This window comes from Plantactinospora sp. A48 (genome assembly GCF_055793945.1).
Genome location: NZ_JBTIXF010000081.1, coordinates 13,090 through 28,092, shown reverse-complemented (window position 1 = coordinate 28,092; position 15,003 = coordinate 13,090). Strand labels below are relative to the sequence as shown.

Here is a 15,003-nt window from a genome sequence, read left to right as displayed (position 1 = left end):
GGGAGGGGGTGGGTGGGGGAGGGGGGGTGGGGTGGGGGTGGGGGTGGGGTTAGCTGCGCTTCATTAGGCGGCCTATGGCGGCCATCATTTCGGTGGCCATTTCGTCGGCTCGGCCGTCGGCTGCGCCCTCTCGCATGCAGTGCCGGGCGTGGCCGTCGAGCAGGCCGAGGGCGACCTTGTCCAGGGCGGCCTGGATGGCGGAGATCTGGGTCAGGACGTCGATGCAGTACCGGTCGTCCTCGACCATCTTGCCGATGCCCCGGACCTGCCCCTCGACCCGGCGCAGCCGGGCCAGCAGCTGATCCTTGCTGGCGGTGTAGCCCCGGGTCGGCCCGCTGGCCGGCGTGGTCGGTGCGGTCATCCGGCAAGGATAACCGCTACCCACCGGGGGTATGTTACGGTCCGACCCGGATACCCCTTGGGGGTAACGGTGTCGAGCTGTAATCCGGCACACATCGGTGACCCTGCATACCCTAGGGGGGTATATGGTGACGGGGAGCCGAGAGGAGGACCGCGATGGTCACGACGGACTACCGGGTCGAGGGAATGACCTGTGAGCACTGTGTCAATGCCGTCCGGAGCGAGGTCACCACGCTTTCCGGAGTTCAGGATGTCCAGGTCGATCTCGCCGCCGGTCGGGTGAGCGTCACCAGCGACGAGCCGCTGGACCCGGCCGCCGTGCGGGCGGCCGTCGACGAGGCGGGCTACCAGCTCGTCGAGGGCTGACCGGGCCGGGAGGGAGGGACGGGATGAACACGGCGCTGAAACTGAGCGGCTTCGCGCTCGGGCTCGCGGCCGTCTTCGGGGCGGCGTACGGGGTCGGCCACGTCGCCGGCCCCACCGTCCCGGCCGCCGAAACCGCACCCGGATCGGTCGGTGACTCCGGCGCCGGCCACGGGTCGGCGGGTGACTCGGGCGCCGGCCACGGGTCGGCGGGTGACTCCGGCGCCGGCCACGGGTCGGCGGGGGGTGCGTCCGGGACGACCGGTGGCGGATCCGACGCCGCCGGGCAGGACGGGATGGCCGGCCCGGGCCCCTCGACCCACCTGCCGGGTGGTCTCCAGGTCTCCGACCGGGGATACACGCTGGTCCCCGCCGACGCGCCGGCCGGAAAGTTCGCCTTCCGGATCACCGGCCCGGACGGCCATCCGGTCCTGGCGTACGACGTCGAGCACGACAGGCGGATGCACCTCATCGTCGTCCGCCGTGACCTGTCCGGCTTCCGGCACGTACACCCGGAACTGGACCCCGACGGGACCTGGCGGGTCGACGACCCGCTCGGGGCGCCCGGTAGCTGGCGGGCCTTCGCGGACTTCACCCCCACCGGTGGTGGGCCGCGCACCCTCGGCGTGGACCTGGCCGTCGCCGGCAGCTTCACGCCCCGGCCACTGCCGGCACCGGCCGCCAGCACCACCGTCGACGGGTACACGGTCACCCTGGCCGGCCAGCCCCGACCCGGCGGGACCGCCCGGCTCACCCTGACGGTCAGCCGAGGTGGCGCACCGGTCACCGACCTCCAGCCGTACCTCGGGGCGTACGGGCATCTCGTGGCGCTGCGGGCCGGTGACCTGGCGTACCTGCACGTGCATCCGGACGGCGGGCCGGATGACGGGCGGACGGTGCCGGGACCGGCGGTGAGCTTCTCCGTCGAGGTGCCGTCGGCCGGGACGTACCGGCTGTTCCTGAACTTCCGGCACGGCGGTGCCGTACACACGGCCGAGTTCACGGTCGTGGCCGGCGGTTCCGGGCTCGGGCACGACTGAAGGGAACTGGCATGACCACCACCACCAGTGGGACGCCGCCGATGGCGCCGAACCGGATCGAGCTGGCGATCGGCGGCATGACCTGCGCCTCCTGCGCGGCCCGGATCGAAAAGAAGCTGAACCGGCTGGACGGGGTGACCGCCACCGTCAACTACGCCACCGAGAAGGCCGACGTCCGGTACCGGGATGGCATCACCCCGGACCAGCTCATCGCGACCGTCGAGAAGACCGGCTACACCGCCGTGCTGCCGCCGCCTCCGGCGCGGGAGCGGGAGAGTCGGGTCGAGCCGGTGGACGAGCTGCGGGTGCTGCGTACCCGACTGTGGATCTCGGTCGTGCTGAGTGTGCCGGTGATCGTGCTGGCCATGGTGCCGGCCTGGCAGTTCGACTACTGGCAGTGGCTGTCGTTGACCCTGGCCGCCCCGGTCGTCGCGTACGGCGGACTGCCGTTCCACCGGGCCGCGTTCGTCAACCTGCGGCACGGCGCCGCGACCATGGACACCCTGGTCTCGCTCGGCACCCTCGCCGCGTTCGGCTGGTCGGTGTGGGCGCTGTTCCTCGGCAACGCCGGCATGCCGGGGATGACCCACCCGTTCCGGTTCGAGATCGCCCGGGGCGGCGGCGCCGGCAACATCTACCTGGAGGCGGCGGCCGGGGTCACCGTGTTCCTGCTGGCCGGGCGCTACTTCGAGGCGCGGTCCAAGCGCACCGCCGGGGCCGCGCTGCGGGCCCTGCTCGAACTCGGCGCCCGGGACGTCGCGGTGCTGCGGGACGGTGTGGAGCTCCGGGTACCGGTCGAGCGGCTCGCCGTGGGCGACCGCTTCGTGGTCCGGCCGGGCGAGAAGATCGGCACCGACGGGACGGTCGAGGAGGGTTCCTCGGCGGTCGACGCCAGCCTGGTCACCGGGGAGTCGGTGCCGGTCGAGGTGGGCCCGGGTGACAGCGTGGTCGGGGCCACCGTCAACGCCGGCGGTCGGCTCGTGGTCCGGGCCACCCGGGTCGGCGCCGACACCCAACTCGCGCAGCTCGCGCGGCTGGTCGAGGAGGCGCAGACCGGCAAGGCGGCCGTGCAGCGGCTCGCCGACCGGATCTCCGGGGTGTTCGTGCCGATCGTGATCGCGCTGGCCGTCGCCACCTTCGGCTGGTGGCTGGGTACCGGCGCCGGGTCGGTGGCCGCGTTCACGGCGGCGGTCGCCGTGCTGATCGTCGCCTGCCCGTGCGCCCTCGGGCTGGCCACCCCGACGGCGCTGCTGGTGGGTACGGGCCGGGGGGCCCAACTCGGCATCCTGATCAAGGGTCCCGAGGTGCTGGAGTCGACCCGGACCGTCGACACCGTGCTGCTGGACAAGACCGGCACGGTCACCACCGGCCGGATGAGCCTGGTCGACGTGCTGCCGGCGGCCGGGGAGGACGCCGCCGAACTGCTCCGGCTGGCCGGGGCGGTGGAGGCCGCCTCGGAGCACCCGGTGGGCCGGGCGGTGGCGAGTGCCGCCGCCGAGGCCGGTCCGCTGTCCCCGGTCACCGGCTTCGGCAACGTCGAGGGGCTGGGCGTGACCGGTGAGGTGGACGGACGCGTTCTGCTGGTCGGCCGACCCCGGCTGCTGGCCGAGCGCGGTTTCGACGTACCGCCGGAGGTGCGGCGGGCCGCCACCGACGCGGCGTCCGCCGGCCGGACGGCGGTGCTCGTCGGTTGGGCCGACCGGGCCCGCGGTGTGCTCGCGGTGGCCGACACGGTGAAGCCGACCAGCCGGACCGCGGTGGCCCGGCTGCGCGACCTCGGCCTCGATCCGGTGCTGCTCACCGGCGACAACTCGACGGTCGCCCGCGCGGTGGCGGCCGAGGTGGGGATCACCGAGGTGATCGCCGAGGTGCTGCCGGCCGACAAGGTCGAGGTGGTCCGCCGGCTCCAGGCAGCCGGGAAGCGGGTGGCCATGGTGGGCGACGGGGTGAACGACGCCGCCGCGCTGGCCCAGGCCGATCTGGGGCTGGCCATGGGCACCGGCACCGACGTGGCGATCGAGGCGTCCGACCTGACCCTGGTCCGGGGCGACCTGACGGCCGCCGCCGACGCCATCCGGTTGGCCCGGCGGACCCTGACCACCATCCGCGGCAACCTGTTCTGGGCGTTCGCCTACAACCTGGCGGCCCTGCCGCTGGCCGCCGCCGGGCTGCTCAACCCGATGATCGCTGGTGCGGCGATGGCCTTCTCCTCGGTCTTCGTGGTGGCGAACAGCCTCCGGCTGCGCCGCTTCAGGTGAGCGGACGGGCGCCCCGCGCCGGCACCGGGTCCGCGTGCAGGTCCAACTCGTACACCTGAGCCGTGAGATCCGCGCCGAAGTTGGGCTGCGGCTGCTCGTCGACGAGGGTGAAGCCGCGGGAGAGGTAGAGCCGGCGGGCCGCCACGAGGGGGTGGTTGGTCCACAGCCGCATCCGGCGGTAGCCGGCCCGCCGGGCGAAGTCCAGGCACTGGTCCACGAGCCGGCCGCCGATGTTCCGGCCCCGGGCCGCCGGGTCGACCAGCAGGACGCGGAGTTGGGCGGTCTCGTCGTCCGCGCGTACGCAGAGGACGCAGCCGACCCGCTGCCCGTCGACCTCGGCGATCCAACCGGCCTCGCGGTCCGGGTCGTGACCGGCGGCGTACTCGGCCACGATCCGGGCCACCAGCGCCTCGAAGCTGGCGTCCCAGCCGAACTCGGTCGCGTACATCTCGCCGTGTGCCTGCACCACCCAGCCCAGGTCACCGGGCTGGTTGGCGGGTCGGATCAGCACCGTCACGTCGCTCACCTCACCACTAGTGAAACAGTCGTTTCAGTGGCAAGGTAACACCATGTCGGAAACCCCGAAAGCCCCGTCGCCACGGCGTACCGAACTGCTGGAGGCCGCCTACCGCTACGCCCTCCGGCACGGCCTGGCCGACCTGTCGCTCCGGCCGCTGGCCACCGCCGTGGGGTCCAGCCCACGGGTCCTGCTCTACCTCTTCGGGTCGAAGGACGGGCTGGTCCGGGCGCTTCTCGGCCGGGCCCGCGCGGAGGAGCTGGCCCTGCTCGACCGGCTCCGGCAGACCGATCGGGGAACCAGCACCGTGGATGCGGCGCGCACGGTCTGGAGCTGGCTGGCGGCACCGGAGCACCGTCCGCTGCTCGCGCTCTGGGTGGAGGCGTACGGCCGGTCGCTCACCGAGCCCGACGGTCCATGGGCCGGTTTCGCCCGGCAGACCGTCCTGGACTGGCTCGACGTGCTGGCCGATCCGACGCAGACCCGGGACGTCACCGGCCGGACCCTGACCCTCGCCGTGCTGCGCGGGGCGCTGCTCGACCTGCTGGCCACCGGCGACGCCGAGCGGACCGGTGCCGCCGTGGCCGAACACCTCCGGCTGGTGACCGCCGGACGTTGAGGGTCGCCCGGCGGTACCGGTTCCGGCCGGTCGTGCGCAGGCCCGGGCTCAGGCGCGGGGCGCTGTGCCGGGGCCGACCAGCGCGGCGGCCTCGCCGGTACGCACCATCCGGTGCCAGCGCAACCGGTTGCCGAGCAGCGCCGTGACCACGGACTGGACCACGACCAGATACATCACCTGCCGGTAGACCACCTGTTGCAGCGGCAGGCTCCACAGCGGACCGTACCGCTCGCGGTCCAGGTGCAGCGCGTAGCCGGCGGTGAGGGCCTGCAGCCCGAGCAGCCCGAGCCAGGCCGCCGCGAGCTGCGAACCCGGCAGGAAGATCAGACCGTAGACCGCGTAGACGTCGACCGCCGGTGCCGCGAGTGGCAGCGCGAGCTGGAAGACCGCGAGGTACGGCAGGGCGCGCCGACCCAGCTTGCCGGCGGGTCCACCGAGCCGCACCGCCCGGCGGTGCTTCCACATCGCCTGCATCGTGCCGTAGCACCAGCGGTACCGCTGCCGCCACAGTTGGCGCAGCGACCCAGGGGCCTCGGTCCAGGCGATGGCACGTTCCTCGTAGGTCACCCGCCAGCCGGCCCGCAGCACGGCCATGGTCAGATCGGTGTCCTCGGCGAGAGTGTCCGAGGGGACACCGCCGACGCCGAGGAAGACCTCCCGACGGAACGCGCCGATGGCGCCGGGGATGGTCGGCATGCACCCCAGTACGTCGTACATCCGGCGGTCCAGGTTGAAGCCGATGACGTACTCCAGGTGCTGCCACCGGCCGAGCAGCCGGCGCCGGTTCGCGACCCTGGTGTTCCCGGAGATCGCCCCCACGGTCGGGTCCGCGAAGCCCCGCACCAGCTCACGGATGGTGTCCGGCTGGAACACGGTGTCGCCGTCGACCAGGACCAGCAGTTGGCCCCGGGCATGCCGGGCACCGGTGTTGAGCGCCGCGGGCTTGCCCGCGTTGGCCTGCCGGACCACCCGCACACCGGGCAGCCGCAGCCGCTCGACGATCTCCGCCGTGCCGTCGCTGGAGCCGTCGTCGACGACGATCACCTCCAGCCGGGGATAGGCGCTGGCCACCAGCGACCGCACGGTCGCGGCGATGTTGGCCGCCTCGTTGTACGCGGGCACGATCACCGACACCGGCGCCAGCACCGGCGTCGCGGTCCGCCGGCGCCGGCGGACCTGCCGCAGGTGTATCCGGGCGCAACAGAGTTGCACGGCCAGCCGGGCGAGACCCAGCACCAGCGACACGGTGAGCAGCACGGTCAGCACGTCGGCGAGCCCGCCGGCGCCGAGCTGGACGTACCGCAGGGCCAGGCCACCCAGCCGGGCGCTGGTCGGTGCCGGCACGCCGGTGGACGGGCCGCCCAGCCCTTCGCTGATGGTGGTGAACCGGTATCCGGCGCGGGTCAGCTCGGGCAGCAGCCGGTCGAGCGCGGCCACCGTCTCGGCCCGGTCACCGCCCCCGTCGTGCATGAGCACCACCGCGCCGCGCGCCGGACGGTCCGGGGTGGCCGCCCGGACGATCGCCGGTACCCCCGGCCGTTCCCAGTCCCGGGTGTCCCGGTCGGCCAGCACCGCGATCCGGCCGGTCTGGCGCAGCGCGGTCACGTCGGCGGCGGTGAGCGCGGACGGTTCGGATGAGTACGGCGGCCGGAACAGCGTCTCCTGTCGCCCGGTGGCGGCGCTGATCGCCTTGCTGGTCAACGTCAGTTCGAGATCGCGGCGCCAGCCGGGCAGGCTGGCCAGCTCGGCGTGGGTGTACGTGTGCGATCCGATCTCGTGGCCCTCGGCGAGGATCCGCCGGACCAGCTCGGGATGCTCGTTGACCCGGGCACCGACCACGAAGAACGTGGCGTGCGCGTGGTTTCGGCGCAGCACGTCCAGCACCCTGGGCGTCCATTCCGGATCGGGTCCGTCGTCGAAGGTCAGCGCGATGGTCCGGGCCGGCATCGAACGGCTCACCGGCCGGTCCCCGTCCAGCCGCAGGACCGGCCCGCCCGTGGTGACCGCCCGGTCCGCAGGCGCGGCCCTGGGATCGGGCGTACCGGGGCCGGACCCGCCGCCGAGGCCCGTGGCGTAGCCGTGCAGGGTCAGCGCGGCCAGCAGCACCGCCAGGCCGAGCAGGAGCAGGAGCCAGTGCGCGCGGGGCTCCCGGCGCGCGACGTGCCGCGACATCGCTACCTCGGCTTGCCGGGGGACTTGCCGATCTGACCGGGGGGCGCCGTGGCGCGGTGGCTCGTGCCCCGGCCGGGCTGGGTGGTGCCGACCGGGGTGGACGTCGTGCCGCGGGTCGCCGTCGTGATCCGTGGGCCGGTCGACGGTGCGGGCGTGGTGCCGGCGTCCGACCCGGGCCGGTGGGTCCCGGGTGGGGCGGAGACGGCGGTACCGACCTGCTCGACGACGGTGCCCGGCCCCTGCGAGCGGGTCCGCTCGGGCCAGCCCGGTGCCGGGGCGCCGGTGCCGGTCAGCAGGGCCACCATCACGAGGGCGAGGACGGCCAGCAGGCCCACACCGGTACCGGTCCCGGCCAGAACGGCGCGCCGGCGCCGGCGTCCGGAGCGGTCCACGAAGACCGGCCGGGTCCGGCCCGGAGCCGTGGGGTGGTTGTCGGTCACCGGGTGCCCGCTCACCTGGGGTTGCTCGGCCGGCCGGCCGCCGGGGTGGCACCCTTGGGCTCCGGGTGGGACTGGGTGGGTTTCGGCGGAGCCTTCGGCGGCCCCGCCGGGGTCGGCGGCTGGTGAGCGGGGGGCGCGGTCGCCAGAGCCGTGCAGTACGCCTCGACCTGGGCGGATCCGCCGGCCGCCTCGACCAGCCTCCGGTACCTCGGGGTTCGGAGGGCCGCGTCCCGCTGTGGCCCGCTCTGCTTGAGGTACGACACGCAGAGTCCGCGTACGTCGGCGGCCGGCCCGGTCCCCGGCGGTCTGCCGGTCGGGTTCGCGCCGCCCGGTCCGCCGCTCGGGGTCGCGCCGGGGCCGATCGTGGTGCCGGCCGGCGTACCCGGGCCGGTCCGGCTGGTCGAGGCGGCCGATCCGGACGGCCGGATGTCGGAGTCGTGGTCGTTGTTGAGGATGTCCGTGCCCGCCGCCACGGCCACTCCCGCGGTGACGGTGGCCGCCGCCACCGCGAGCCAGGCCGCGGCGCCAGCGGTGATCCGGCGTCGCCACCGCCGGCCCGGGGCGGCGGGGCGCGGCGCCTGAACGGCCCGCCGGAACGCCAGTACGGCGTCCTTCTCGCCGGCCAGTTCTCCGGGCCGGGCCGGCGCCGCCGCGCTGGCCAGCAGCCGGGCCACCGGATCGCCATCGACGCCATCACCGGCGGCCGCGACGTCGAGCAACCGCTCGGTCGCATCCACCTCTTGGCGCCGGAATCGGCGAATTGTCATCACTATCCCTTTCAACGCCCGCTCACCGCTGGTGCGGCGGCTGGCTCGGTGTTGCGTCTCGGGTGGGCGCCCGCCGACCTGGTGGGACTTCGCCTGTTCCGGCCCCCTGGCGCGGCTGGTTGGCCTGTTCTTCCTCGATCATCGCGGCCAGCCGGCGCAGGCCGCGGTGGGCCGCCGTCCGGATGGCGCCGGCCCGCCGGCCGAGGATCCGGCCGGCGCTCTCGGCGTCCAGGCCGAGCACCGCGCGCAGCAGCACCGCCTCGGCCTCCCGCTGGGGCAGGTGTGCGATCAGCGCGAGCGCGTTGTCCGTGCCCAGCCCGTCGGCGGCCCGCTGCGCGGTGTCCTCCGCCGACGGCAGAAACTCCGCCAGCGCCTCGACCGGTACGGCGGAGACCGGTCGACGGCGCCGGTGGCGCAGATGGTCCAGGGCCCGGTGCCGGGCGATGGTGGCCGCCCAGGCTCGGAAGCCGGGGCCACCGTCGAAGGTGGCGAGGTCGCGGGTGATCTGTAGCCAGGTCTCCGACGCCACATCCTCGGCGTCCGAGCCCACCAGGACGGTCAGGTAACGCAGAAGGCCGGGCTGCACGGTCCGGTAGACGACGCGGAACGCCTCCTCGTCACCCCGCTGCGCCGCCCGTACCGCCGCGGTCAGGTCAGCGGTCACGGTGCCCGGCGCCTCCACCTCCGGGCCGGTCGCCTCGGGCAGGAGGATCGTCGAGGTCATCGGCGCCGGCCAGTACCCGGAACGAGGCCGGGGGAGGGTTCGAGGGCCCCGACGGAGTGTCGCGGACGGTCGGCCTGTCCAGCCCCATCACCTGCATGTCTCACGCACCGCCAAGTCTCCGTCGCATCCACCAGCCGACTGAGGCTAGGGCCTGATTCCGGAGTCATCAACCGGCGCGTCCGGGGCCGCCCGGGGGCAGCGTCGGCTCCGTCGGATCGAGCGGAGCCGAACGGCTCGCGCCGGGTTGGCGCGAGTGTGCCCTGACCAGCGACAACGGTCATGTGGCGTGCCCTCCCGGCGACGGTCACGTTTGACGGGGCCGTCGGTGATGACGGCTGTGTCGACGGGCCGTCGGTGGTGACGGCCGTGTCGACGGGCCGTCGATGGTGACGGTCGCGTCGACGCGGCCGTGGTGCCGGCCCGTTGCCGGAGGCCGCCACCCAGGGGGGTGGGTGGCGGCCCCCGAGCGGGATCGACCCCCTGCCGACCCCGCCGGCGAATATGCGCTGATGAGCCCGACCGTGTTACGCCCGCTTCCGCGGCTCCCGACCAGCGCGAAAGTTGGTTCGGGCAACCGCTGCGTTACGATTGCCCGGTAATCCGCCCGGAGCCGGGTCCGGCCGACATGACGACAGGAAGCGGGACCGTGTCCACGGCGTCCAACATCACCGCGGAGGCCGCGCGCCGGCGAACGTTCGCGGTCATCTCCCACCCCGACGCCGGCAAGTCCACCCTCACCGAGGCACTCGCGCTGCACGCCCGGGTGATCGGCGAGGCGGGCGCGGTACACGGCAAGGGTGGCCGGCGCGGCGTGGTGTCCGACTGGATGGCGATGGAACGCCAACGGGGCATCTCGATCACCTCGGCGGTGCTCCAGTTCGCGTACCGCGACCTCGTGATCAACCTGCTGGACACGCCGGGCCACGCCGACTTCTCCGAGGACACCTACCGGGTGCTCACGGCCGTGGACTGCGCCGTCATGCTGCTGGACGCGGCCAAGGGGCTCGAACCGCAGACACTCAAGCTGTTCGAGGTCTGCCGGCACCGGGGCATCCCGGTGATCACGTTCATCAACAAGTGGGACCGGCCCGGCCGGGAACCGCTGGCCCTGCTCGACGAGATCGAGGAGCGGATCGCGCTGCGGCCCACCCCGCTGAGCTGGCCGGTGGGCATCGCCGGTCAGTTCCACGGCGTGATCGAGCGGCACGACGGGGCGATGACGGCGTTCCGGCGGACCCCGGGCGGCGCGACCACCGCGATCGAGGAGCGCTTCGAGCCGGCCGAGGCGGCCGAGCGCTACGGATCGGACTGGGCGCGGGCCCGCGAGGAGTTGGAACTGCTCGACCTCACCGGGGCCGAGCACGACCAGGAGAACTTCCTAGCGGCCAAGAGCACACCCGTGCTGTTCGGCGCGGCGGTCGCCAACTTCGGGGTCCGACAGTTGCTGGACGCGCTGGTGGCGTACGCGCCGCCGCCCCGGCCCCGGCCCGTGGTCGACGGTGAGCCCCGACCGGTCGAGGCGCCGTTCGCCGGGTTCGTCTTCAAGATCCAGGCGAACATGAACAAGGCGCACCGCGACCAGGTGGCGTTCGTGCGGATCTGCTCTGGCCGGTTCACCCGGGGGATGACCGTCACGCACGGCGACACGGGTCGGCCGTTCGCCACCAAGTACGCCCAGCAGATGTTCGGTGCCGAGCGGGAGACCATCGACGAGGCGTACCCGGGGGACGTGGTGGGCCTGGTCAACGCCACCGCGCTGGGTATCGGTGACACCCTGCACGAGGGCCCGGCGGTGCGCTTCCCGGCGCTGCCGTCGTTCGTGCCGGAGCATTTCGCCGTGCTGCGCTCGCCGGACACGGCGACGTACAAGCGGTTCCGGCGCGGTGTGGAGCAGCTCGACGCGGAGGGCGTGGTCCAGGTGCTCCGGTCCGACCGGCGCGGTGAGCAGTCGCCGGTGCTGGCCGCCGTCGGACCGATGCAGTTCGAGGTCGCGATGGCCCGGCTGGAGGCGGAGTTCGGCGTGCGCACCACGCTGGAACACCTGCCGTACGAGGTGGCTCGGCGCACCGATCCGGCGGGTCAGGACCTGCTGCGCGCGGTCGCCGGTGCCGAGGTGCTCACCCGGGTCCGGGACGGCGTCCTGCTGGCGCTGTTCACCAGCGGCTGGCGGATGCGTTCGATCGCCGACAACTCCCGCGGCCTGGTCCTCACCCCCCTGCTGTAAGGAAGGGCACCTTCTTATCGCTTTCGGTATAGGAAGGGCCCCCTCCTGACACCGCTGGCGCTCGCCGGCTGAGGTGTTCCGCGGTGCACGCCGCGTACGCCCGCTCAGTCGCGCAGTGCGCGCAGGATGCGGGTGAGATCGGTCCGGTCGCCCTCGCTGAGGGAGCCGAAGAACCGCTCGGCCGCGGCCTCGCGGGCCGCCCGGATCGCGGTGGCGACCTCGGTGCCCCGGTCGGTGAGCGCGACCAGCGTGGCCCGCCGATCGTCCGGGTCGGGCCGGCGGTCCACCAGGCCGCGCTGCTGAAGTCCGTCGACCACCTCGGTGGTCGACCGCGCGGCGATGCGTAGGTGGTCGGCGATCACGCTGAGCCGGGTCGGCCCGTGTTCCAGCAGCACGGAGAGCATCCGCGCCTGCCCGGGAGCGATCTCCCAGGGCTCCAGCGCCTGCCGGGTGGTGTGCCGCAGCCGTTTGGTCACCGACCAGAACGCCTCGGCCAGGCTCTCGTCGGCACGTCGCGGATCGGGCGTCACCGGGGCAGCCTATCAGCGGATGTGCAGGTTACCTCATCTTGAGGTAACCTCAGTAATTATCCGTACGAAGGGTAGGTCTGAATGTCACCACCCACCACCGGTCGGGGCCGGGGCCTCGACGTACCACCGCCGCCCAGCGCCGAAGAGAAGGCGCAGGCCAGCGGCGTTCCGCTGCGCCGGGTCACCGCGCTGTTCCGGCCGTACCGCCGCCAGTTGGCGATGGTCACCGCGACCATCGTGCTCTCGGCCGTGCTCGGCATGGCCAACCCGTTCCTGCTGCGGGAGGTGATCGACCGGGCGCTCCCCGCCCGCGACGCCACCCTGCTCGCCTGGCTGGTGCTCGGCATGGTCGCCGTCGCCGCGGTGACCGCCGTGCTCGGCGTGTTGCAGACCTGGATCTCCACCCGGATCGGCCAGCGGGTCATGCACCGGCTCCGCGCCGACGTGTTCGGTCATCTCCAGCGGCAGTCCCTCGCGTTCTTCACCCGGACCCGCACCGGCGAGGTGCAGTCCCGGATCACCAACGACATCGGCGGGATGCAGACCGTGGTCACCTCCACGGCCACCGCCGTCGCCGCGAACCTCACCACGGTGGTGGCCACCGTCGTCGCGATGGTGGCCCTGTCCTGGCGGCTGTCGCTGGTGTCCCTGCTGGTGCTGCCGCCGTCGATCTGGCTCACCCGCCGGGTCGCCCGGTTGCGCCGGGAGATCACCGAGGAACGCCAGCGGGAACTCGCCGACCTCAACGTGACGATCGAGGAGGGCCTGTCCATCAGCGGTGTCCTGCTCAGCAAGACGATGGGCACCGGGGCCGCGCTCACCGACCGGTTCACCGCCTCCTCGGAGCGACTGGTCGACCTCGAACTGCGCTCCGAGCTGGCCGGCCGGTGGCGGATGGCCACCATGACGGTGGTCTTCGCCGCCATCCCCGCGGTGATCTATCTGGGCGCCGGCCTGCCGGGCACCGCGGGCACGATCAGCATCGGTACGGTCGTGGCCTTCACCGCGTTGCAGACCGGGCTGTTCCGGCCGCTGATGGGGCTGCTCAACGTCGGGGTCTCGGTCACCGCCTCACTGGCGCTGTTCGCCCGGATCTTCGAATACCTGGACCTGCCGGTCGAGGTGGCCGACCCGGTCCACCCGGTGCCGATCGATCGGGCCCGGATCCGTGGCCGGCTGCGCTTCGAGGACGTGACGTTCAGCTATCCGGGCAGCGACACCGCGGCCGTCGCGGGGATCACCCTCGAGGTGCCGGCCGGCAGCACGCTGGCGCTGGTCGGCGAGACCGGCTCCGGCAAGAGCACCATCGCCGGCCTGGTCAGCCGGCTCTACGACCCGACCAGCGGTCGGGTCACCCTCGACGGTATCGACCTGCGGGACCTGCGGCTGGCCGACCTGGCCGCCGTCGTGGGCGTGGTCAGCCAGGAGACCTATCTGCTGCACACCACGATCCGGGAGAACCTGCGGTACGCGAAACCCGAGGCCACCGACGAGGAACTGGTGGCCGCCGCCCGCGCGGCGCAGATCCACGACCTCATCACCAGCCTGCCCGAGGGGTACGACACGATGGTCGGCTCCCGGGGCCACCGCTTCTCCGGCGGGGAGAAGCAGCGCATCGCCATCGCCCGGACCCTGTTGCGCGACCCACGGGTGCTGATCCTCGACGAGGCCACCAGTGCGCTGGACACCGAGACCGAGCGGGCGGTGCAGCGCGCCTTCGACGCCCTCACCCGGGGACGGACCACGGTGACCATCGCGCACCGGCTGTCCACGGTCCGCGACGCGGACCGGATCGCGGTGCTCGACCACGGCCGGATCGTCGAGTCCGGCACACACGGCAGTCTCGTCCATGACAACGGCCGGTACGCGGCGCTGGCCGCCTGAACGCGCCGCGCCGCGCCAGCACCAGCACCCGCGCCGCCGGTGCCGTCAGTCCTCGTCGAGGACCGGACGAACCTCCATGGCGCCGCCGAACCGTACGTCCGGCCAGCGGGCGGCGATCTCGGTGGCGCGGTCCAGGCTGGCGCACTCCACCGCGACGTACCCGGCGAACTGCTCCTTGCTCTCCACGAACGGCCCGTCGGTGACGTCGAGCCGGCCCTCCCGTTGCCGGATGGTCCGGCTGTGCGCCGGTCCGGCGAGCGCCTGGCCGCCGATCAGCTCGCCGGACTCGGCGAGTTCCTTCATGATCGAATCGACCTCGCCGAACAGGGCCGAGCGGTCCCGCTCGGTCAGCTCGTCGAGAAAACCGGGCCGGTTGTAGATCAGCAGCAGGTACTTCACCCGAACATTGTGCTCTGTCCGGTCCCGAACCCGTACGACCACGCCGGGCGGGCCGTCGACCCGGCCGGTGTGGTGGTAATGCTCGGTCTCTGCGAGCAGCAAATGCCCTTCGGTCCGGGTGAGCCGTCCTGGTGGCCCCGGATGACACCGCTGACCGCCAGGACGTACTGGACGAACGCGGACGGACTGCGCAACACGCAGCTTCCCCCGGCGCGCGCCGCCGCGGCCTGCACCCGGAGCAGCGCGCTGATCCCGTGCGCGCCGAAGAAGGTGACCGCCGACAGGTCCAGCACCAGGTCCGGCCGCTCCCGGAGCGCGGCTTCGGCCAGCTCGACGATCAGGTGGGCGTTGCTCATGTCGACCTCGCCGGCGACCGCCAGCACGGTCACCCGGCCCTCGATGGACAGCTCCACCGACATGATCGGCTCGCACAACTCGGCGGACCTCGGCGGTGGTGGGGTGGGACGGCCACGGCGGACGGGGAGTCTCTGAAGGGACATCGCGCCTCCGACGGAAGATCGGCAATAATCTCCGGTTCGCCACCGAGAGGTGACGAAGCTGGGCGCGTGTCTTGACCCGATATCGACCGTACCCCCACACAGGCGGTTCGACACCTCTTCGTCGGACATCACCGGCTGGTGGTCCCGGAGTACCGAGCCGGCGGGTAGGGTGGCCGCGCTGCCCCGACGCGAGCCCGCCAGCCGCC

The 15,003-nt window shown here is 73.2% G+C and carries 15 protein-coding genes; 6 read left to right on the top strand and 9 right to left on the bottom strand.

Annotated features, from left to right (window positions below):
* Positions 1–49: 49 nt before the first annotated feature.
* The gene (locus ACXN5W_RS27525) at positions 50–361 is read right to left on the bottom strand and encodes a metal-sensitive transcriptional regulator (RefSeq protein ID WP_473161301.1); all 312 of its coding nucleotides are present in this window, start codon (positions 359–361) and stop codon (positions 50–52) included.
* Between the two features lie 155 nt (positions 362–516).
* Here ACXN5W_RS27525 and ACXN5W_RS27520 point away from each other — a divergent pair, with 155 nt between their 5' ends.
* Genes ACXN5W_RS27520 through ACXN5W_RS27510 form a run of 3 tightly spaced genes read left to right on the top strand, consistent with a single transcriptional unit; the run spans position 517 to position 4,021 of the window.
* Positions 517–726 (top strand): heavy-metal-associated domain-containing protein, encoded by a 210-nt coding sequence (locus ACXN5W_RS27520; protein ID WP_473161300.1) that lies wholly within the window; start codon positions 517–519, stop codon positions 724–726.
* Between the two features lie 23 nt (positions 727–749).
* Entirely contained in the window at positions 750–1,763 is a 1,014-nt protein-coding gene (locus ACXN5W_RS27515; protein ID WP_473161299.1) for a hypothetical protein, read from the top strand.
* Positions 1,764–1,774: 11 nt separating this feature from the next.
* Positions 1,775–4,021 carry a heavy metal translocating P-type ATPase gene (locus tag ACXN5W_RS27510; RefSeq protein ID WP_473161298.1) on the top strand — a complete coding sequence of 749 codons (2,247 nt, stop codon included), beginning with the start codon at positions 1,775–1,777 and terminating at the stop codon, positions 4,019–4,021.
* Here the strand turns inward: ACXN5W_RS27510 and ACXN5W_RS27505 are convergent.
* Positions 4,014–4,538: a GNAT family N-acetyltransferase gene (locus ACXN5W_RS27505; RefSeq protein WP_473161297.1), complete on the bottom strand. Its 525-nt coding sequence runs from the start codon at positions 4,536–4,538 to the stop codon at positions 4,014–4,016. The two genes, ACXN5W_RS27510 and ACXN5W_RS27505, sit on opposite strands and share 8 nt — an antisense overlap.
* Before the next feature lie 52 nt (positions 4,539–4,590).
* Between ACXN5W_RS27505 and ACXN5W_RS27500 the strand changes: the two genes are divergently transcribed.
* Complete coding sequence (locus ACXN5W_RS27500; RefSeq protein WP_473161296.1) at positions 4,591–5,157, top strand: TetR/AcrR family transcriptional regulator; 567 nt, start codon at positions 4,591–4,593, stop codon at positions 5,155–5,157.
* Positions 5,158–5,205: 48 nt separating this feature from the next.
* On the opposite strand, the gene ACXN5W_RS27495 is transcribed toward ACXN5W_RS27500, so the two are convergent.
* From ACXN5W_RS27495 to ACXN5W_RS27480, 4 genes are read right to left on the bottom strand one after another with little or no spacing between them, the layout of a single operon-like run.
* Positions 5,206–7,329 carry a bifunctional polysaccharide deacetylase/glycosyltransferase family 2 protein gene (locus ACXN5W_RS27495; RefSeq protein ID WP_473161295.1) on the bottom strand — a complete coding sequence of 708 codons (2,124 nt, stop codon included), beginning with the start codon at positions 7,327–7,329 and terminating at the stop codon, positions 5,206–5,208.
* A gap of 2 nt (positions 7,330–7,331) precedes the next feature.
* A complete protein-coding gene (locus tag ACXN5W_RS27490) occupies positions 7,332–7,784 on the bottom strand; it encodes a hypothetical protein (RefSeq protein WP_473161294.1) in 453 nt (150 codons plus the stop codon).
* Complete coding sequence (locus tag ACXN5W_RS27485) at positions 7,781–8,536, bottom strand: hypothetical protein (RefSeq protein ID WP_473161293.1); 756 nt, start codon at positions 8,534–8,536, stop codon at positions 7,781–7,783. Before ACXN5W_RS27485 ends, ACXN5W_RS27490 begins: the two co-directional genes overlap by 4 nt.
* A gap of 22 nt (positions 8,537–8,558) precedes the next feature.
* Positions 8,559–9,260, bottom strand: coding sequence for an RNA polymerase sigma factor (locus tag ACXN5W_RS27480; protein WP_473161292.1), 702 nt, complete (start codon positions 9,258–9,260; stop codon positions 8,559–8,561).
* A gap of 646 nt (positions 9,261–9,906) precedes the next feature.
* On the opposite strand from ACXN5W_RS27480, the gene ACXN5W_RS27475 reads away from it, so the two are divergent.
* Positions 9,907–11,484, top strand: a complete 1,578-nt coding sequence (locus ACXN5W_RS27475) for a peptide chain release factor 3 (protein WP_473161291.1) — start codon at positions 9,907–9,909, stop codon at positions 11,482–11,484.
* A gap of 104 nt (positions 11,485–11,588) precedes the next feature.
* Here the strand turns inward: ACXN5W_RS27475 and ACXN5W_RS27470 are convergent, their stop codons facing one another.
* The gene (locus tag ACXN5W_RS27470; RefSeq protein WP_473161290.1) at positions 11,589–12,014 is read right to left on the bottom strand and encodes a MarR family winged helix-turn-helix transcriptional regulator; all 426 of its coding nucleotides are present in this window, start codon (positions 12,012–12,014) and stop codon (positions 11,589–11,591) included.
* An 81-nt stretch (positions 12,015–12,095) separates the two neighbouring features.
* On the opposite strand from ACXN5W_RS27470, the gene ACXN5W_RS27465 reads away from it, so the two are divergent.
* Positions 12,096–13,898 (top strand): ABC transporter ATP-binding protein, encoded by a 1,803-nt coding sequence (locus tag ACXN5W_RS27465; protein ID WP_473161289.1) that lies wholly within the window; start codon positions 12,096–12,098, stop codon positions 13,896–13,898.
* Positions 13,899–13,943: 45 nt separating this feature from the next.
* Here ACXN5W_RS27465 and ACXN5W_RS27460 read toward each other — a convergent pair whose 3' ends face one another.
* Positions 13,944–14,297: a YciI family protein gene (locus tag ACXN5W_RS27460; RefSeq protein ID WP_473161288.1), complete on the bottom strand. Its 354-nt coding sequence runs from the start codon at positions 14,295–14,297 to the stop codon at positions 13,944–13,946.
* Positions 14,294–14,797, bottom strand: coding sequence for an STAS domain-containing protein (locus ACXN5W_RS27455; protein ID WP_473161287.1), 504 nt, complete (start codon positions 14,795–14,797; stop codon positions 14,294–14,296). The genes ACXN5W_RS27460 and ACXN5W_RS27455 overlap by 4 nt, the downstream gene beginning before the upstream one ends.
* Between the last annotated feature and the right edge of the window lie 206 nt (positions 14,798–15,003).

Bases quoted from the DNA above. Each gene is read 5' to 3' on its own strand.
- ACXN5W_RS27525 (WP_473161301.1), bottom strand. From the start codon at position 361: ATGACCGCACCGACCACGCCGGCCAGCGGGCCGACCCGGGGCTACACC.
- ACXN5W_RS27520 (WP_473161300.1), top strand. From the start codon at position 517: ATGGTCACGACGGACTACCGGGTCGAGGGAATGACCTGTGAGCACTGT.
- ACXN5W_RS27515 (WP_473161299.1), top strand. From the start codon at position 750: ATGAACACGGCGCTGAAACTGAGCGGCTTCGCGCTCGGGCTCGCGGCC.
- ACXN5W_RS27510 (WP_473161298.1), top strand. From the start codon at position 1,775: ATGACCACCACCACCAGTGGGACGCCGCCGATGGCGCCGAACCGGATC.
- ACXN5W_RS27500 (WP_473161296.1), top strand. From the start codon at position 4,591: ATGTCGGAAACCCCGAAAGCCCCGTCGCCACGGCGTACCGAACTGCTG.
- ACXN5W_RS27495 (WP_473161295.1), bottom strand. From the start codon at position 7,329: ATGTCGCGGCACGTCGCGCGCCGGGAGCCCCGCGCGCACTGGCTCCTG.
- ACXN5W_RS27485 (WP_473161293.1), bottom strand. From the start codon at position 8,536: ATGACAATTCGCCGATTCCGGCGCCAAGAGGTGGATGCGACCGAGCGG.
- ACXN5W_RS27480 (WP_473161292.1), bottom strand. From the start codon at position 9,260: ATGACCTCGACGATCCTCCTGCCCGAGGCGACCGGCCCGGAGGTGGAG.
- ACXN5W_RS27465 (WP_473161289.1), top strand. From the start codon at position 12,096: ATGTCACCACCCACCACCGGTCGGGGCCGGGGCCTCGACGTACCACCG.
- ACXN5W_RS27455 (WP_473161287.1), bottom strand. From the start codon at position 14,797: ATGTCCCTTCAGAGACTCCCCGTCCGCCGTGGCCGTCCCACCCCACCA.